Origin of the sequence: Pseudomonas sp. BNK-15 (assembly GCF_047456105.1) — a bacterium.
GTDB classification, from domain to species: Bacteria; Pseudomonadota; Gammaproteobacteria; order Pseudomonadales; family Pseudomonadaceae; genus Aquipseudomonas; species Aquipseudomonas putida_E.
The window spans coordinates 1,750,632-1,768,096 of sequence record NZ_CP179898.1 but is presented as its reverse complement, the minus strand read 5'-3'; the positions used below and the strand labels follow the sequence as shown (position 1 = coordinate 1,768,096).

13 protein-coding genes are annotated in these 17,465 nt (G+C 61.5%); 12 read left to right on the top strand and 1 reads right to left on the bottom strand.

What is annotated here, in order from left to right; genetic code table 11:
• Nucleotides 1-25: 25 nt before the first annotated feature.
• Entirely contained in the window at nt 26-367 is a 342-nt protein-coding gene (locus ACMGF5_RS08105; RefSeq protein WP_414157850.1) for a tryptophan synthase subunit beta, read from the bottom strand.
• A 359-nt stretch (nt 368-726) separates the two neighbouring features.
• On the opposite strand from ACMGF5_RS08105, the gene bcsE reads away from it, so the two are divergent.
• The 12 genes from bcsE to ACMGF5_RS08045 all read left to right on the top strand — a co-directional run bounded on the left by bcsE (nt 727) and on the right by ACMGF5_RS08045 (nt 17,453).
• Nucleotides 727-2,217 (top strand): cellulose biosynthesis protein BcsE, encoded by a 1,491-nt coding sequence (gene bcsE, locus ACMGF5_RS08100; RefSeq protein ID WP_046788352.1) that lies wholly within the window; start codon nt 727-729, stop codon nt 2,215-2,217.
• Nucleotides 2,214-2,399: a cellulose biosynthesis protein BcsF gene (bcsF, locus tag ACMGF5_RS08095; protein ID WP_414157713.1), complete on the top strand. Its 186-nt coding sequence runs from the start codon at nt 2,214-2,216 to the stop codon at nt 2,397-2,399. Before bcsE ends, bcsF begins: the two co-directional genes overlap by 4 nt.
• Complete coding sequence (bcsG, locus tag ACMGF5_RS08090) at nt 2,392-4,002, top strand: cellulose biosynthesis protein BcsG (RefSeq protein ID WP_414157712.1); 1,611 nt, start codon at nt 2,392-2,394, stop codon at nt 4,000-4,002. Before bcsF ends, bcsG begins: the two co-directional genes overlap by 8 nt.
• Nucleotides 3,999-4,214, top strand: a complete 216-nt coding sequence (gene bcsR / locus ACMGF5_RS08085) for a cellulose biosynthesis protein BcsR (RefSeq protein WP_414157711.1) — start codon at nt 3,999-4,001, stop codon at nt 4,212-4,214. The genes bcsG and bcsR overlap by 4 nt, the downstream gene beginning before the upstream one ends.
• Entirely contained in the window at nt 4,211-4,927 is a 717-nt protein-coding gene (gene bcsQ / locus ACMGF5_RS08080) for a cellulose biosynthesis protein BcsQ (RefSeq protein WP_414157710.1), read from the top strand. The genes bcsR and bcsQ overlap by 4 nt, the downstream gene beginning before the upstream one ends.
• Nucleotides 4,924-7,533, top strand: coding sequence for a UDP-forming cellulose synthase catalytic subunit (gene bcsA, locus ACMGF5_RS08075; RefSeq protein ID WP_414157709.1), 2,610 nt, complete (start codon nt 4,924-4,926; stop codon nt 7,531-7,533). The genes bcsQ and bcsA overlap by 4 nt, the downstream gene beginning before the upstream one ends.
• Nucleotides 7,533-9,812: a cellulose biosynthesis cyclic di-GMP-binding regulatory protein BcsB gene (gene bcsB, locus ACMGF5_RS08070; protein WP_414157708.1), complete on the top strand. Its 2,280-nt coding sequence runs from the start codon at nt 7,533-7,535 to the stop codon at nt 9,810-9,812. The genes bcsA and bcsB overlap by 1 nt, the downstream gene beginning before the upstream one ends.
• Before the next feature lie 2 nt (nt 9,813-9,814).
• The gene (gene bcsZ, locus ACMGF5_RS08065; protein WP_414157707.1) at nt 9,815-10,924 is read left to right on the top strand and encodes a cellulose synthase complex periplasmic endoglucanase BcsZ; all 1,110 of its coding nucleotides are present in this window, start codon (nt 9,815-9,817) and stop codon (nt 10,922-10,924) included.
• Entirely contained in the window at nt 10,912-14,433 is a 3,522-nt protein-coding gene (gene bcsC / locus ACMGF5_RS08060; RefSeq protein WP_414157706.1) for a cellulose synthase complex outer membrane protein BcsC, read from the top strand. Before bcsZ ends, bcsC begins: the two co-directional genes overlap by 13 nt.
• A gap of 213 nt (nt 14,434-14,646) precedes the next feature.
• Nucleotides 14,647-15,546: a TauD/TfdA dioxygenase family protein gene (locus ACMGF5_RS08055; RefSeq protein ID WP_174141998.1), complete on the top strand. Its 900-nt coding sequence runs from the start codon at nt 14,647-14,649 to the stop codon at nt 15,544-15,546.
• Between the two features lie 17 nt (nt 15,547-15,563).
• Nucleotides 15,564-16,583 (top strand): ABC transporter substrate-binding protein, encoded by a 1,020-nt coding sequence (locus ACMGF5_RS08050; protein WP_046788341.1) that lies wholly within the window; start codon nt 15,564-15,566, stop codon nt 16,581-16,583.
• Between the two features lie 6 nt (nt 16,584-16,589).
• Nucleotides 16,590-17,453, top strand: a complete 864-nt coding sequence (locus tag ACMGF5_RS08045) for an ABC transporter ATP-binding protein (protein WP_115273156.1) — start codon at nt 16,590-16,592, stop codon at nt 17,451-17,453.
• Nucleotides 17,454-17,465: the final 12 nt, after the last annotated feature.

Sequence of the window (17,465 nt, the reverse complement as noted above, 5' to 3'; positions counted from 1 at the left end):
GCCGCTACAGACAGAAAAAACGTGTTCAGATCAACCCGCCTTCGTCTTCCTCTTCGATCAGGTTGTTCAAATTACCCAGCGCCTTGCGCGCCGTGGAGCGGCTGAGCAGTTTGGCCTGCGCGCCCGGCGGCAGGTCAGTGATGCTGAATACGCCTTTGGCAGTGAGCACCTCTATCAGGTCCTCCAGTACGCGAATCATGTCCAGGTCGCTCTGCTTGAGCTGCTTGAGGCTATTTTCCACCACGTTGTCGGCGAACCATCCCTGAATATCGGCATGATCGGCTGGTAAGACTTCCGTGTACTCCGCGTAGGGTGCAACTTCCACCCGCTGCAACTGCCCCTGATCATTGCGTTGCACGTAGAACATGGTCGCCATCCCCGTCACGTTGTTACCTTGAAGGCGCAGCATAGATAAAGTTACGGTGATGCGCCTGCCCACTAGTTGTTTGACTTCTCTTGCATGCTCCAGTCAATTTTCAAGGCGCAGGCGCTGAGCACCTGGGGCGTTCGATTACCGCATGGCAAACGTGTGCGACCAACGGCTTTCATATCATCTTGACACTATTTTGCCTGCGTGCTGTAGAATTGACGACCTAATCAAGCCAGCTCTGCAGGCGTCGTTTTTTTGACATTCCTTGTTCGTCAAAAAGCCGCATGTACTCGCGTGCGGCCTCTCCTCGAATCAGCTTCGATATCGAATTCAGAGTCATTGTTTTGACGAAAAGTATTCCGTTGTTGGCTATTCCCGGGTTGGATGCCGAGCATAGTCAGTTCCATGAGCACGGCCTGTATTGGTTGGCCTGTGACACCACAGAAGACGCCGCTACACTCTGCCGACAGATCCTCGAGGCCATGCCTGAACAAGGCCGGGCATCGTTACTGGGCGATGCGCGAGCGTTACATCAGATTCTTGGCGGGCTCGCCGCGACTTGCGGGCCGGCTGAGCTGGCATTGTACGAGGCTGACGTACGGGCCATCCTGCACCTCGAGCGTGACCTGCCTCGAATAGACCTTCCTGGCCGCGTGCTGGTGGCGCTGGTGCCCACCGCTGCCTGGGACAATAGCAAAGTCGAGCGCTGGTGCCAGGCGCTGCGCCGTTCGGCAATCGCTGCCCAAGCGCTGATATTGGTGGTCAGTGAAGGGCAGAGCGCTTCGCTGGTGGAGCGTCTGCGCGCATTCAACCAGTCAATCGATGGGCTTGCCCAGCTTTACCGTGGCCAGGGCGGCGTTCGCTATTTGCAGCATTTCTGGAGCAACATGCTCGGCGTGGTGGGCACCCAGGACGTCGAGTTGGCACGTTACGACAGTGGTTTTGCGGTGGCCGGTCGCCCTCTGCCGTCGACCGACGTCGGCGGTGATGAACTGGTATGCCTGGCCCAGAGCCAAGTGCTTGAAGGCGCGCCGGCACTGTCCGAGCACTGGCAGGTTTTCGACAGCATGAGCGAGTTGGGTACCAAGGCGAGCCGTGCTGTGTCGGCAACCGTAATCTTTGCCATGGACGGTGGGCAGCGCCTTGATGTCCTGGCCCGGCAGCTTCATACCTTGCGGCAATTGCGTGGTAACGCACTGAAACTGGTGGTGCGCGAAATGGCACCTACCCTGCGTTATCAGGATGAGCAGTTACTGCTGGCTTGCGGTGCCAGCCAGATCGTCCCATTCGGCGCCAGTCTGTCGCGTTTCCTCACTATGGTCGACAGCATCCAGGGCTATGTATGGCGCCGCCACTTACCGGCTGATTTCGATGCCTTGCTAGCCCGCCTTCGACCGCTGCCCGTCTGCGGCCTGGTTGCACCCCGTGCTTTTGCCGAGGCCGTGCAGCAGATGTGGCACGGCCATCGTAACGGTGAAATCGTGCACCAGTTGCTGGTGTTGCGCCCTGTACCTGGCCTGAGCCCGCTGCAGGCGTGCTCGCGTACGCTGTTCCGCCGAGATGGCGATATTGCCTGCGTGGTCGGTGAGGTTCTTTTCCTGTTCCTGTTTGCCTGCCGCTCGGAAGGAGTCGAACAGGCGCTGGACCACATATTCCAATTGTCCTGGAAGGAACTCTTCATCAGCCAGGACCTGTTGGTAAGCGTCGACAGCCTGACGGCACCGGCTTTCCACGACGAAACCAAGCCTCAACCGCCGCTGGCTGCGTCGGTAACCTTCCCATCTGCGCAAAAGAGGGCTGCTCTGGCCCCTCGAGAGATCAAGCTGCAACAGGGGAGGACGGCATGAACTTTGCTCAATTGCTGCAGGTGATCGGCATCAGTGTGCTGGTCACCCTGGTCCTGGTGCTGTTCGTTGTACGCATACGTGCCGTGGTGCAGGGCTGGCTCAACCGCCATTTGCATCCCCGTTACCTGAAGCCGGTTGGCGTACGCCGCCGCGTAGTGCATCAGGACTCTGATCATGAATAATGCGACCGATACCGTACCTCTGGCAGCCCGTTGGCGGGGTCTGGGCGCCTGGAACTTCTATTTCCTGGCCAAGTTCCTCTTGGTAGCAGTCGGCATGTTGGACTTTCAGGCCCTGCCGAACCTGCTGTTCGCAGCGTTTCTTCTGGTGCCCTTGCCAGGAAGATGGTTGCGAGTCGGTCGTCAGGTCGTGGCGGTTCCGCTGGGCGTCGCCCTGTTCTACCACGACACGTGGCTGCCGCCATTCCGTCGCCTGCTGGAACAGCCAGGCGTCCTCGACTTTTCATGGGATTACTTGCTGGAGCTGATGGCCAGGTTCATAAACTGGAACCTGATGGGCGCCCTGGTGTTGCTGCTGGTGGGGTATCTGTTCCTGCGTCACTGGCTGCGCCTGAGCACCCTGAGCCTTGTAGGTCTGGCGTGGCTGGCGGTCGGTGGGCTACCGGCACTGAGCCCCGTTGGCAGCCAGCAGGTTGTGGCCAGCTCAGCCGCTACTGCACCTACCGCAGCGGTAGCCGACAACGCGACCCTAAATGCCTGGCTTGAGCGCTTCTTTGCCAGCGAACGCGAACGGGTGACCGCGTTTCCTGCGGTGAAGCAGGACGAGCAGCCCTTCGACTTGCTGGTAATCAATGTGTGCTCGCTGGCCTGGGACGACCTGACAGCAGTAGGCCTGCACGAGAATGCGCTGTTCTCGCGCATGGACGTGATTTTCGATCAGTTCAATTCGGCCACGTCGTACAGCGGGCCTGCCGCAATCCGAATGCTAAGGGCAAGTTGTGGTCAGTCGTCCCATTCTGGTCTGTATCAGCCGGCCCCCGAGCAGTGTCTGCTGTTCGAGAACCTGGCCAAGCTCGGTTTCCAGAGCCAGACCCTGCTCAACCATAGCGGGCGGTTCGATAACTTCATTGGCGACATCACCAGCCAGCACATGCCTCAGCCGGGCTTGAGCATCACCGATTTCCCTAGAGCGCTTGTCAGCTTTGACGGCTCGCCAATTGCCGGCGATCTGGATGTGTTGCAAGGGTGGTGGAGCAAGCGCAGGAGCTCGGACGCTCAGCATGTTTCGCTGTTTTACAACACCATCAGCCTGCATGACGGCAACCGTATCGTCACCGCTGACGGTGGCACACGCGCCGCCGACTATGCCACACGGACCAACCGCCTGTTTGGGGACTTGGGCAAGTTCCTCGACGAACTTGAAGGCAGCGGCCGTCGCGTGGTCGTAGCCATCGTCCCCGAACACGGCGCGGCCCTGCATGGCGACCGTATGCAGTTGTCCGGCATGCGTGAAATCCCTACACCTTCGATTACCCACGTGCCGGTCGGCCTCAAGTTCATCGGCATGGGCCAGCACGCTCGGGCGGAGCCCCTGAAGGTGGCAACGCCTACCAGCTTCCTTGCGTTGTCTGAACTGGTTTCCCGTGTATATGCAGGCCTGGGTGCTGGGCAGACGCTCGACCTGCCCAGCCTGCTGACCGACTTGCCGACCACTGAACGTGTATCAGAAACCTCTGGTGCCCAAGTCATCGACTTCCAGGGACGCACCTACATGCGTCTGCAAGGGCAGCCGGATTGGCAGCCTGTTCCCAAGGAAAACCCATGAAAACTGGCAAGGCTGATCCATCCGACCGCAGTGACGATATTGCCCAGCTTCGTCAGCATCTGGACATGCCTGCCTTGAGCTATCAGGACATCTCCATGATGGTCGGCGTACAACAGGCTCTACAGCGCTGGCCACTACTGGGCGAAAGTTGCATGGCCCGGGCCGAGGAAACCGTCCCTGCTCGCACAGTGCCTGAGGCCGAGACTCCATGATCAGTCTGGCATTGCACGGATTGCGGGGTGGTTTGGGGCGCAGTGCGTTATTGGCCGCGCTGGGTTTCGCCTTGCGTGAGCTTGGCGAGCGGGTACTGCTGATCGATCTTTGCCCGGATAACCTGTTGGGTTTGCACTTCAATTTGCCCTTCGATCAGCGTGACGGCTGGGCGCGTGCGCAGGTACAAGGGAGGCCGTTCGGTGAGCCTGTTTACGAAGTGCTCGAGGGGTTATGCCTGATCCCTTTTGGCGAGGTTGACCAAGGTCATCTCAACGCCCTGGGCGACTGGCACAGCCCTGAAATTTGGCGCACTCGGCAAGCTGAACTGGCCGAGCATTTCGATTGGCTGCTATTGGACCTTCCCTATCCTGTGGGTGCCCAAAGCACTCGAGCCTTTGAAACCGATATGCAGATACTGGTGGCAGAGGCGGAAATGACCAGCCATGTCTTGCTCGGTCGTCAGCAGGTCGAACAGTACGACCTCATGCTGATCAACCGTTTCGATCCTGCCAGCAGCCTGCAAAACGATGTGCTGATGGTGTGGCGTGACCAGTTCCGTAACCAGTTGCCGATGCAGTTGGTGCACCGCGACGAGGCCTTTGTCGAGGCATTTGCCTGCAAGGCGCCAGTGGGCCATTACGCGCCGCAGAGCCTGGCTTCCCGAGATGTGCAGAGCCTGGCGGTGCGTTGCCTGGCAAGGCGGCAAGCGTGAACGTGACCCCGCTTTCGGCTTACAGCTACTTTATCGCTCGCGGCGCTCATCGTCCGGTCGCGATGTTGTTTACGCTGTGCGTGTGGCTGGCATTCCTGTTACTGCGCCTAGAGTCGTCGGCCTGGCAAGGGCTGCTGGCTGAGCGCCAGCGATTGTTCCCGCAATTTGTTGGTAAGCGTCCAACGCTGGGTGACCCGCTACGTCTGCTGATCCAGTGCATCTGGCTGCTGCTGCGACGTGAACCGCAGCCGGCCAGGCAGGGCGGGCTGGCGGGTGTCTGGTTTGCGATGGCAAGCCCACTGCGCTGGGCATGGCAGGTGTTACGCAAATACCGAGCCCGGTTGGCTGAAACCATGCGCCAGGTACCGATACGCTTTCGCGACAGCAGTCTGCAACACAGCGCCGCTTCGCGCTTGCGTGGGCTAAGCGTATTTGGCCGACGGCTGTTTTATACCGTGCTCACCTCGTGCGCTGTACTTCTTGCCGTGCTCTGCGTAACAGAACCGTTCGGTTATCTGGCGCAACTGGTGTTCATTTTCCTGCTGTGGGGCATCGCGATGCTGGTGCGCTACATGCCGGGTCGCTTCCCTACGCTGATGCTGATCGTGTTGTCGACGATCATTTCCTGTCGCTACCTGTGGTGGCGTTATACCTCGACATTGAACTGGAACGACACCCTCGACCTGGTTTGCGGCGTAATCCTGCTTGCCGCGGAGACCTACTCCTGGTTTGTGCTGATCCTAGGCTACATCCAGACTTGCTGGCCTCTGCAACGCAAGCCGGCGAACCTTCCGGAAAACCCGAGCCGGTGGCCGACGGTCGACCTGATGATCCCCACCTACAACGAGGATCTGTCGGTGGTCCGTACCACCGTGCTGGCCGCCCTGGGCCTGGACTGGCCGCGGGATTGCCTGCGCATCTACATCCTTGACGATGGCCGGCGCGAGGCGTTTCGTGCCTTCGCCGACGAAGTGGGTGTGGGTTACATCGTGCGACCGCATAACAACCACGCCAAGGCCGGCAACCTCAACCATGCGCTGGGTGTCACTGACAGCGAACTGATCGCAATTTTCGACTGCGATCATGTCCCGGTGCGTTCCTTCCTGCAGATGACGGTCGGCTGGTTCCTCAAAGACCCTAAGCTGGCGCTGGTACAGACCCCTCATCACTTCTTCTCGCCGGACCCCTTCGAACGCAATCTGGGGTCTTTCCGTCGCCGCCCCAACGAAGGCGAGTTGTTCTACGGGTTGATCCAGGACGGCAACGACATGTGGAACGCTGCCTTCTTCTGCGGTTCGTGTGCCGTGCTGCGCCGTACCGCGTTGGAAAGTATTGGCGGATTCGCCGTCGAAACGGTGACTGAAGATGCCCACACCGCGTTGCGCATGCACCGCCAAGGCTGGACCTCGGCCTACCTGAGTATCCCCCAGGCTGCGGGCCTGGCAACCGAGAGCCTGTCGGCGCACATCGGCCAACGCATTCGTTGGGCGCGTGGCATGGTGCAGATCTTCCGGACCGACAACCCCCTTTTCGGCCGCGGTCTCAGCTTGTTTCAGCGGGTTTGCTACGCCAACGCCATGCTGCACTTCCTGGCCGGCCTGCCACGGTTGATCTTCCTCACCGCGCCGCTGGCGTTCCTGTTGTTCCATGCCTACATCATCTATGCGCCTGCCTTGATGATCCTGCTCTACGTGCTACCGCACATGATTCACGCCAGCCTCACCAACTCGCGCATGCAGGGCAAATACCGGCAAACGTTCTGGGGCGAGGTTTACGAGACCGTGCTGGCCTGGTACATCGCCCGCCCCACCACGGTTGCGTTATTCGCGCCGAAGAAAGGCACCTTCAATGTCACTGCAAAGGGTGGGTTGATGGAGCAAGGGCAGTTCGACTGGCGAATCGCCCAACCGTATCTGTTCCTCGCCGGGATCAATGTGCTTGGGCTCGGCTTTGCCGTCTGGCGGCTGATCAATGGGCCGGTAGCCGAAATAGGCACGGTGATCGTCAGTTCACTGTGGGTGATCTACAACCTGCTGATCCTCGGCGCAGCCTGCGCGGTGGCAGCCGAAGTGCGCCAGGTACGCCGTGCGCATCGCGTACAGATGCACCTGCCGGCTGCACTGCTGCTGGAAAGTGGACACGGTTATCCATGCACACTGGTCGATTACTCCGATGGCGGTATCGGCCTGCAGCTGGGTGAAGGCGTGTCGCCCGCCCCCGGGGAGCGTGTACGCCTGCTGCTCAGCCGTGGCCAACGTGAATTTGCCTTCAATGCACGGGTAACACGCATCGTCGGCCGGCATGCAGGCCTGACCTTCGAAGGCCTCAGCCAACAGCAGCAGATCGACCTGGTGCACTGCACCTTTGCCCGCGCTGATGCTTGGCTAGGGTGGCAGGACAAACATGAGGTCGACCGCCCGCTACGCAGCCTGGTCGACGTGCTCAAACTCGGCGGCGTCGGCTATATGCGCTTGATCGAGCACGCTCCGGGCTGGCTTCGCGAACGGTTGCAGCCGGCGCTTGATCTGGCGCGCTGGCTGGGCAGCTATATGCCCCGCACTCCGCGACCTATTCCATCCACGAACCTTCTTGACCGAGACGCATGATGACTCGTTATCCCGCGCGCACCTGGAGTCTGGCGATGGCACTGCTTGCCTCCCTGTTCCAGCATGCAGCCGTCGCCGATGTAGCCCCGCTTGCCCCGTCGGCCGAGCCACTGGTGCCCAGTTGGCCCGTGACCCGGACTTTCGAACAGCTTGGCCAAGCGTCCGATAGCCTGCTGCTTGGGGTACGCAACAGTGAGAACGTCGAGTTCGGCTTGCGCAGAGATCGCCTGGCGACCGAAGCCGTTCTGCAACTGGACTACACCCCTTCGCCAGCCTTGCTGCCAAACCTTTCCCACCTGCGCGTGTACCTCAACGATGAGTTGATGGGTGTGGTGCCGGTGGAAAAGGATCAGCTCGGTCAGCGTGTGCGGCGGCAGTTGCCTTTGGACCCGAAGCTGATCAGCGATTTCAACAGGGTCCGCCTGGAGTTCGTCGGGCACTACACCGACATCTGTGAAGACCCGGCGCACAGCGGCCTGTGGCTGAATCTCAACCGCAAGAGCCAAGTCCAGCTCCGTCAGCAACCGCTGGCCCTGGAAAATGACCTGGCTTATTTCCCGCTGCCGTTCTTCGATCCGCGTGATACCGGCAAACTTGAGCTACCGGTCGTTTTCGCTGACGCGCCAACCCTTGGCGAGCAGCGCGCGGCTGCCATTCTCTCGTCCTATTTCGGTAGCAAGGCGGGTTGGCGCAAAGCGAGCTTCCCGGTGTCGTTCAACAGCCTGCCAAATAGCGGCGACAAGCCTACGCCGGCCATCGTCTTCGCCACCAACGAGCGTCGCCCGCCATTCCTTGCCGACCTGGAAAAGTTCCCGAAGGTCGACGGCCCAGTGGTGCAGTTGATCAATCACCCTACCGATCGCTGGAGCAAATTGCTGCTGGTGCTCGGTCGCAATGACGAGGACCTGGTCAAGGCCGCGTCGGCGCTGGCTGTTGGCAGTGACCTGTTCCGCGGGCCGCAGGTCAAGGTCGAACAGATGACCACCTTACAGCCGCGCAAGCCCTACGATGCGCCTAACTGGACGCGTACTGACCGGCCGGTGCGTTTCTCCGAGTTGCTCGATTACCCCGAGCAGCTTCAGGTAAGCGGCCTGCAGCCGCGACCGATCACTCTCGATGTTAACTTGCCCCCGGATCTGTTCGTCTGGCGCAACCAGGGTATTCCGCTGCAGACCCTTTACCGCTACACCCCACCGGCAGTCACAGACGAGTCGCGCCTGAGCATCAGCGTCAATGATCAATACATCACCAGCATGCCGCTGGTGGGTAACGACCGCCGCGGTGGCACGCTCGAAGAAATGCGTTTGAATGTGCTGTCCACCGACAGCACAGCGTTGACCGAACAGGCTCTAGTGCCCGCCCTGAAAATCGGTGCACGCAATCGACTGCGTTTTGATTTCAGCTTCGCCAGCACACTGGGCAGCGCCCAGCGCGACCATTGCCAGACGTCCCTGCCGGTGGATGTGCGGGCCGCTATCGACGAAAACTCGACCATCGACCTGTCCGGCTATCACCATTACATGGCCATGCCTGATCTGCGTGCCTTCGCCCGAAGCGGCTTCCCTTACAGCCGTATGGCCGATCTGTCCGACACCGTGATCGTGGTACCGGGCACGCCGACGCAGATGCAGGTCGGTACGCTGCTGGACGTGGTCGCCAGCCTGGCCGGGCAAATCGGTTATCCAGCCCTGAATGTGCGCCTGACCGACAACTGGAAGCAAGCTGCGGACGCTGATGCCGACTTGCTCTTGATCGGCAGCCTGCCTGAAGGCCTGCACGATGCCCCGGACCTTGGGTTGTTGCTCAATCGACAGCGTGACTGGATGGTACAGGGCAAGGCACTGGAGTCTCCGGGCAGTCAGCGCTTCAATTCCGCCTCGGTGGCCGCCAACAGTCGCGTCACGGTCAGCGCACAGGCGCCAATTGCCGCCATCACGGGCCTGAAGTCGCCATTCCACGAGCAGCGTAGCGTCGTCGCTCTGCTGGCCAGTTCCGATGCCGAGTACGCCTTGCTGCGCGATGTGCTGGCGGACTCCGGCAAGCTGGAAGCGGTGGCCGGCTCCGTCGCCTTGGTGCGCAGCAGCGGCGTCAGTAGCCAGTTCGTCGGTGAGCATTACTTTGTCGGCCAACTGCCATGGTGGTTGCTGTTGTGGTTCCACCTTTCCGATTACCCTGCGCTGATCGCGGTGCTTGCCACCGTGAGCGTATTGCTTTTCGCCTTCCTGTTGTGGCGTGCGCTGCGTTGGGCAGGGCGTCGTCGCCTGGGTGAGGCCGATTGAACATGCGCCAGCTGTTGGCATTGTTGGTGGCATTGTGCATGCCCGCTGTTACGGCCGCTTCGCCAGCGTGCCCGTGGCCGGCGTGGGAGCGATTCAAGGCCCGACAGATCAGTGAGGACGGGCGGGTGATCGATCGCAGTGATGAGCGACTGGTTACTACGTCCGAGGGGCAGAGTTATGCGCTGTTCTTCGCTTTGGTCGGTAATGACCGCGATGGCTTCGCGAAGTTACTGCACTGGACCAGCAACAACCTGGCCCAAGGGGATCTTGCACGCCATCTGCCGGCGTGGCAGTGGGGGCGCAGCCAGCAGCAATGGAAGGTGCTGGACAGCAATAACGCCAGTGACGCTGATGCCTGGATCGCCTATAGCCTGCTCGAAGCCGGGCGGCTGTGGGACGAGCCAGGCTATGCCCGGTTGGGCCAGCAGATGCTCTGGCGCATTGCCGCCCAGACCGTACGCAAGTTGCCTGGCCTGGGCGTGATGCTGCTGCCTGGTGACTACGGCTTTGAAGACAGTCGCGGTTGGCGGCTTAACCCAAGCTACCTGCCACCCCAGTTGTTTGACCGCTTCGCCCTGGTAGACCCTTTGTGGGCCGAGATGGCAGGCAATGTCCGCCGCCTCTGGTTACAGGCGTCGCCTAAGGGCTTCGCTCCGGACTGGTTGTTGTGGACACCTGCAGCCGGCATCGAAGCCGACCCTGAGCATGGCAGTGCCGGTGACTATGACGCCATCCGCGTATACCTGTGGCTGGGCATGCTGGCCCGTGGAGCGGCGCAGCGCGATGAGTTGCTGCGTCACTATGCACCGATGGTCGAGCTGACCACGCGTGGCGGCCAGCCGCCGGAAAGCGTCGATGCTCGCACCGGTAAAGCAATCGGTCATGGCCCCATAGGCTTCTCTGCGGCACTTTTACCGCTTCTGGCCAGTACTGTTGACGGTCATGGCGCCCTTGAGGTGCAACGTAAAAAGCTGCGCGACCAACCCGTCGAGGCGCAGGGGTATTACGACCACGTGCTGTCCATGTTCGGCCGAGGTTGGGATGAGGACCGTTATCGCTTCGACAACGATGGCCGTCTGCTGCCTGCCTGGAGTGCACCATGTTCCGAATGATCGGCGTGCTGACGCTGGCTGCACTCTCTTGCGCTGTGGCTGCGCAACCCAAGGATCGTGATGGGCAGCGCCAATGGCTGCTCGAGCAGGTGCGCATCGGCGAGGCGTTGCACCGTGACGACCTGGTCCACAACGCGCTGGCCAGGCTGCGGCTGCTGGAGCCACGCAACCCCGATGCCTTGCTGGCGGCCTTGAGCCTGGCCCTGCGTGAGCAGAAGCCTCAGGAAGCCGAGCAGCTGCGCGCACGAATCGCCGAAGTCGCGCCGGGCAGCCTTCAGGACCGACAAGCCCGACGTCTGCTGCAACTGCAACAACCAGAGATGGCGCAGCGTCTGCAACAAGCTCGTCTTCTGGCGGTAACCGGGCGCTACGACGAGGCACTGTTGGCCTATGACCAACTGTTCGCCGGCGAGCCGCCCAGCCTGGACATGGCACTGGACTATTGGCGGGTGCGGGGCAATCTGGCCGGACAGCGCCCGGAAGCAGTCCGGCAGTTACAGCAGCTCGATAGCCAGTACCCAGGCAACGCAGGCCTGCGCCAGACGTTGGCCAGCTGGTTGTTCAGCGAAGGGCGCGACAGCGAGGCCCTGGCTGTGCTCGATCAGTTGTCGCGTGACCCCACGGCACGCGATGCCGCGGCGCAGCGCGAGTTCGACTATCTGTCCGAGCAACCGGTAAGTGCCAGCAGCGTTGCTGCCTGGCAGGCCTTCGCACAGCGCTATCCCGCTTCGCCACTGCTGCCGCTGGCCGGCGAAAACCTCAAGCAGCAGCGTACCCTGGTCGCCGACCCTGCCTGGCAGGCGGGGCAACGCGGCAAGGCGTTGCTGGAACAGGGGAGCAATGTCCAGGCCGAGGCGCAGCTGCGTCTTGCCCTGCGTCGCTATGCAAATGATGCCAGCCTGCACGGTGCGCTTGGCGTTGCGCTGATGCGCCAGCGCCGTTATGCGCAAGCGAACGCATCTTTTCATCAGGCCGTTGCCATTGAGCAGAGCACCCGCCTGATGAGCAAATGGAAAGACCTCCAAGCCTCCAGCCAGTATTGGGGGATGCTGCAAAAAGCCGACAGCGCGCTGGAGAAGCAGGACCTGCGCGTCGCTCGCTCGCTTTACCAGCAGGCGCGCCAGCAGCGCCCCGAAGATGAGTTCGCCTTGCTCGGGCTGGCCGATGTGTCGTTTGCCGAAGGCGACATGGCTGGCGCCGAACGGCAGTACCTGCAAGTGCGGCGCATGTTGCCCGACAATGAAAGCGCAGTGCGCGGCTTGATGCGGATATACCAGGCGCAATCGACAGACAAGGCGCAAGCGTATCTGGACAGCTTGCCAGCAGCTCAGCAGGCTCAATTCGCCAGCCTGCGCCGCAGCCTGCAGCTCGGTCGCCTGCGTGAGCAGGGTGACGCTGCGTTGCAACGCGAGGATTGGGCCACCGCCAGCCGCGTTCTGGAGCAGGCTGCCGAACTGGCCCCCGATGAGCCATGGCTGGTCTATCAGCTGGCCAGCAGCCTGCGCCAACAGGGGCGTAACGCCGAGGCAGATGCCGCGTTCGCCAACGTGCTGAAAAGCCAGCCAGCGGACCCTGCCACGCGCTATGCCCATGGCCTGTATCTGGAGTCCAGTGACCGTGATCTTCTGGCCTTGGACACCTTGCGTGCCGTGCCCGAAGGCGCCTGGACCGACGACATGCGCACCTTGGACAAGCGCGTGCGTCGGCGCATGACCTTGGCTCAGGCTCAGCGCCTGCAGGAGCAGGGCCGTACGGCTGAGGCAACAGCGGTACTGGAAGCCGGCCTGGCCCATGGCGAGGGAGATCCCGACGACCTCTTGTTGATGGCGGACTGGGCGGCAGAGCGGGGCGATAGCAGCAAGGCGCGTGGTTACTATCAGCGGGTGCTTGAGGTCCAGCCCCAGCGTCCCGAGGCCCGGCTCGGCATCATGCAAAGCTGGATTGCCGAAGGCGACCTGGAGCGTGTGCGGCAGGCGCTGGCCGCACAACCGCTGCAACTGACGGATCAGCAGAGCGACGCGCAGCAGCGTCTGGCTGCAGTCTGGGTGGCGCTGGGGGAAAAGGACAAAGCGTCCAGGCTGCTTGACCATATTGCCTCGCAGCAGCCCCAGCCCGACCCCTTGCTACGCCGGGATGCTGCCCGGCTGGTGGCTGCCAATGACCCGCAGCGGGCGCTGGACCTTTACGCGGCGGCGATGGCCGATGCGCAGTTGCTCGACCGCTCGGCGCTGTCACCGCGTGATGACCGCGCAATGACACTGGCTAGCCGCGCCAATGACGCCGATGACTGGCTGCTGCGCAGCCTGCGCAGTGACGTCGATGAGTTGTATCGCCAGCGCAATACCAACGTGACCCTCATGCATGATTACGGTTGGCGCAAAAGCGACGGTACCCCAGGTATTTCCAGGTTGAGTACTCAGTCGACCCTGCTGCACGTCGACACCCCTTGGGACGACGGCAGGGCCTTCGCGCGCCTGGAACGCATTGGCATGGATGCCGGCTCGTTCGACTTGAATGACGCAGGCCAACACAACGAAGATTTCGGCTCTTGCCAGTTCAGTCTTCGCGGAACCACTCAAGGCTGTTCAGGCGGTTCGCAACGTGCCAATGGCGGCGTTCTGGCTGCGGGCTGGCAGAATGCTCGTTGGGGCTTTGACCTGGGTACTACCCAAGGTTACGAGGTCAACAACTGGCTGGGTGGTGCAATCCTCAATGGTGACCTAGGGCAGGTCGGTTGGTCGCTGTCCGCCTCGCGCCGGCCAATGAGCAACTCGCTGCTTTCGTTTGGAGGCACTCGCGACCCCAACACGCATATCCGCTGGGGCGGTGTGACGGCTAACGGTACAACGCTTGGCTTGAGCTGGGACCAGGGCGGTGATCACGGCGTCTGGGCGAGCCTGGGCCACCACTGGCTGCGCGGTGAGAATGTCGCCGACAATCAGCGCACTCGCATCATGGCGGGTTACTACTACCGCGCGGTGGAAAAGGCGGACGAGCGCATGCGCGTTGGCCTGACACTGATGCGTTGGAATTATGACAAAGATCTGGGCGGCTACAGCCTTGGCCAAGGCGGGTATTACAGCCCGGAGCGCTACGAATCGATCGGTCTACCCGTCAGTTATGCCTGGCGCAACTACGATTGGTCGCTCCTGCTGGAAGGCTCAGTCAGCTGGTCCCGTGCACATAGCGGCAGCAACCGTCTTTACCCAGACTCCGGCGTCAATCGCATGCTGCTTGAGCATTTCAATGCTGTCTCGGACAGCAGTGATACCAACATCAATGAGATGACCGACGCCAGCGAAAGCACAGGGTTGGGTTATCGAGTGCGTGGAGCGTTGGAGCGGCGCCTGAATGATCGCTGGGCACTAGGTGGTGCTTTCGACTGGCAGCACAGTGATGACTATGCACCGAGCCATGCCGTGTTCTATGTGCGTTATATGTTCGAGCCATGGCGGGGCAACCTGGCGTTGCCTGTGACATCGTTGGAGCCCTATAGCGAGTGGCGTTGACGGGCGCGTGGCGCCCGCTCGGCGGCAGTGAGCTGGTTCATATGATTATTCGATAAAGGTATTTAAATTATGCCTTTTATGACTTTATAGTCGATCCCACTGCGTACCCGTCGACCAATCGATGCGCCGCACGACTTGAACCCACACGGCTAAACCCCGTGCGTTTCTGATCGTTGCGCGTCATCGAAGTCGCGCACTGCGTGGGAGTGAAAAATGTCCGCCGCCTCGAACGCCTTGTCGTCCAACCACAGCGCTCAGCCGCAAACCTTTGAAATCCGCCCGTTCGCGGGTGCCGTTGGCGCCGAGATCATCGGCCTGGACCTGGCAAAACCGGTCAACGCCGAGGACTTCAGCCTTATTCATCGCGCCCACCTCGAGCACCATGTACTGGTGCTGCGCGACCAGCGCATCAGCCCTGAACAGCAGATCGCCTTCAGCCGCCGCTTCGGCCAACTGCAAATCCATGTGCTAAAGCAGTTTCTGCTCACAGGCCACCCCGAGATCCTGATCGTCTCCAACATCATCGAGAACGGCCACAACATCGGCCTGGGCGATGCCGGCAAGTTCTGGCATTCGGACCTGTCATACAAGGAACTCCCAAGCCTGGGTTCCATGCTGCACGCCCAGGAGTTGCCCAGTGAAGGTGGCGACACCCTGTTCGCCGACATGCACAAGGCCTGGGACGCGGTACCCCAAGCGCTGCGCAAGCAGGTCGAGGGCCGCAGTGCCGCGCACTCCTACACCGCCCGTTACGCCGAGACCAAGTTCGAAGGCAACTGGCGCCCGACCCTCAGCGCCGAGCAGCTTGCACAGGTGCAGGAAGTGATCCATCCGGTGGTACGAACCCACCCGGAAAACGGCCGCAAGGCACTGTTCGTCAGCGAAGGGTTCACTACCCGCATCGTCGGCCTGCCGGATGATGAAAGCCGCGACGTGCTGCAGCAGCTTTATGCCCTGAGCGTGCTCGAACAGAACATCTACCGCCACCAATGGCAGGCACACGATCTGGTGTTCTGGGACAACCGCTCGCTGACCCACCTCGCCACAGGCTGCCCGGCGCACCTGCGACGCAAACTTTTCCGCACCACCATCCAGGGCGATGCCCCGTTCTGACGACTGAGGAAACCATCATGCGCAAATCCATCAGCCGCCTGGCGGCAAGTATCAGCCTGGGCGCAAGCCTGGTCGTGGGCAGCCTTGCGGCCCCCACGGTGGCCCATGCCGAAGGCAAGATCCGCATTGCCGAGCAGTTCGGCATTGTCTATCTGCTGCTCAATGTGGTGCGTGATCAGCAACTGATTGAAAAGCACGGCAAGGAGCAGGGTATCGACATCGACGTCGACTGGGCCCAGCTATCCGGGGGTGCTGCGATCAACGACGCGCTGTTGTCCGGCGCGGTGGACATCGCCGGTGCCGGCGTTGGGCCGTTGCTGACGGTATGGGACCGCACCAAAGGCCGGCAGAACGTCAAGGCGGTGGCCTCGCTGGGCAACTTTCCGTACTACCTGGTCAGCAGCAACCCGAACGTGAAGACCATCGCCGACATTTCCGGCAAGGACCGCATTGCCGTGCCGGCCGTGGGCGTCTCGGTGCAATCGCGCTTCCTGCAGTACGCCGCTGCCCAGCAGTGGGGCGAGAAGGAATACAACCGCCTCGACAAGTACACCCTTGCCGTACCGCACCCAGATGCCACCGCTGCGTTGCTGGCTGGCGGCACCGAGCTCAACGGGCACTTCTCCAACCCGCCGTTCCAGGACCAGGCACTGGCCAACAAAGACGTGCACGTGGTGCTCAACAGCTATGACCTGCTCGGCCCCAACTCGCCGACCGTGCTGTTTGCCACCGAGAAATTCCGCAACGACAACCCCAAGACCTACAAGGCGTTCGTCGATGCCCTGGCCGAGGCTGCGGACTTTGCCCAGAAGGACAAGGCGGCGGCTGCCGATACCTATATCCGCGTCACCAAGGCCAAGATTGACCGCGATGTGCTGATCAAGCTGATCGACAACCCCCAGTACGAGTTCACCGTAACGCCGAAGAACACCTACAAGCTGGCCGAATTCCTCTACCGGGTAGGCGCCATCAAGCACAAGCCTGAGTCGTGGAAGGATTACTTCTTCCAGGATGAACGCCCACTGCAGGGGAGCTGACCGACCATGACCGCCCCATTGCCAGGCCACACGGCCAGCAACCTTAGCCGTGTGGCTACACCGCCGTTGCTCAAGGTGGATAACCTGAGCCTCGAATACCGTACCGCGCAGCGCGTGGTGCGGGCCACCCATCAGGTCAGCTTCGAAGTCGACCGTGCCGACCGTTTTGTCTTGCTGGGCCCCTCGGGGTGTGGCAAGTCCACGCTGCTCAAGGCCGTAGCCGGGTTCATCAGCCCACAGCAAGGGCAGATCCTGCTGCAGGGCCAGCCGGTCACCGGCCCTGGCCCCGATCGCATCGTGGTGTTCCAGGAGTTTGACCAGCTGCCGCCGTGGAAGACGGTGAAGCAGAACGTCATGTTCCCGCTGCTCGTTTCTGGCCAGCTCAAGCGCGCCGAGGCCGAAGACCGAGCGTTGCATTACCTGGACAAGGTTGGCCTGGCGGCTTTTGCCGACGCTTATCCGCATACCCTGTCGGGCGGCATGAAAGCGCGCGTGGCAATTGCTCGTGCACTGGCCACGCAACCGAAGATCCTGTTGATGGATGAGCCGTTCGCCGCACTCGATGCGCTTACCCGGCGCAAGATGCAGGAAGAGTTGCTGTTGCTGTGGGAGGAGGTGCGCTTCACCTTGTTGTTCGTCACCCATTCCATCGAGGAGGCGCTGGTGGTGGGTAACCGCATCCTGTTGCTGTCACCCCATCCGGGGCGGGTACGGGCCGAGGTGCACAGCCATCAGTACGACCTTGGCAGCCTCGGCGCCAGTGACTTCCAGGCCAGCGCCCGGCGCATCCATCGGCTGTTGTTCGACGAGGCCGATGCCCCTGAGCAGGCCGAATACCTGGGCTTCAACGACATCCGCATTGCCTACTGACAGGAGCTTGAG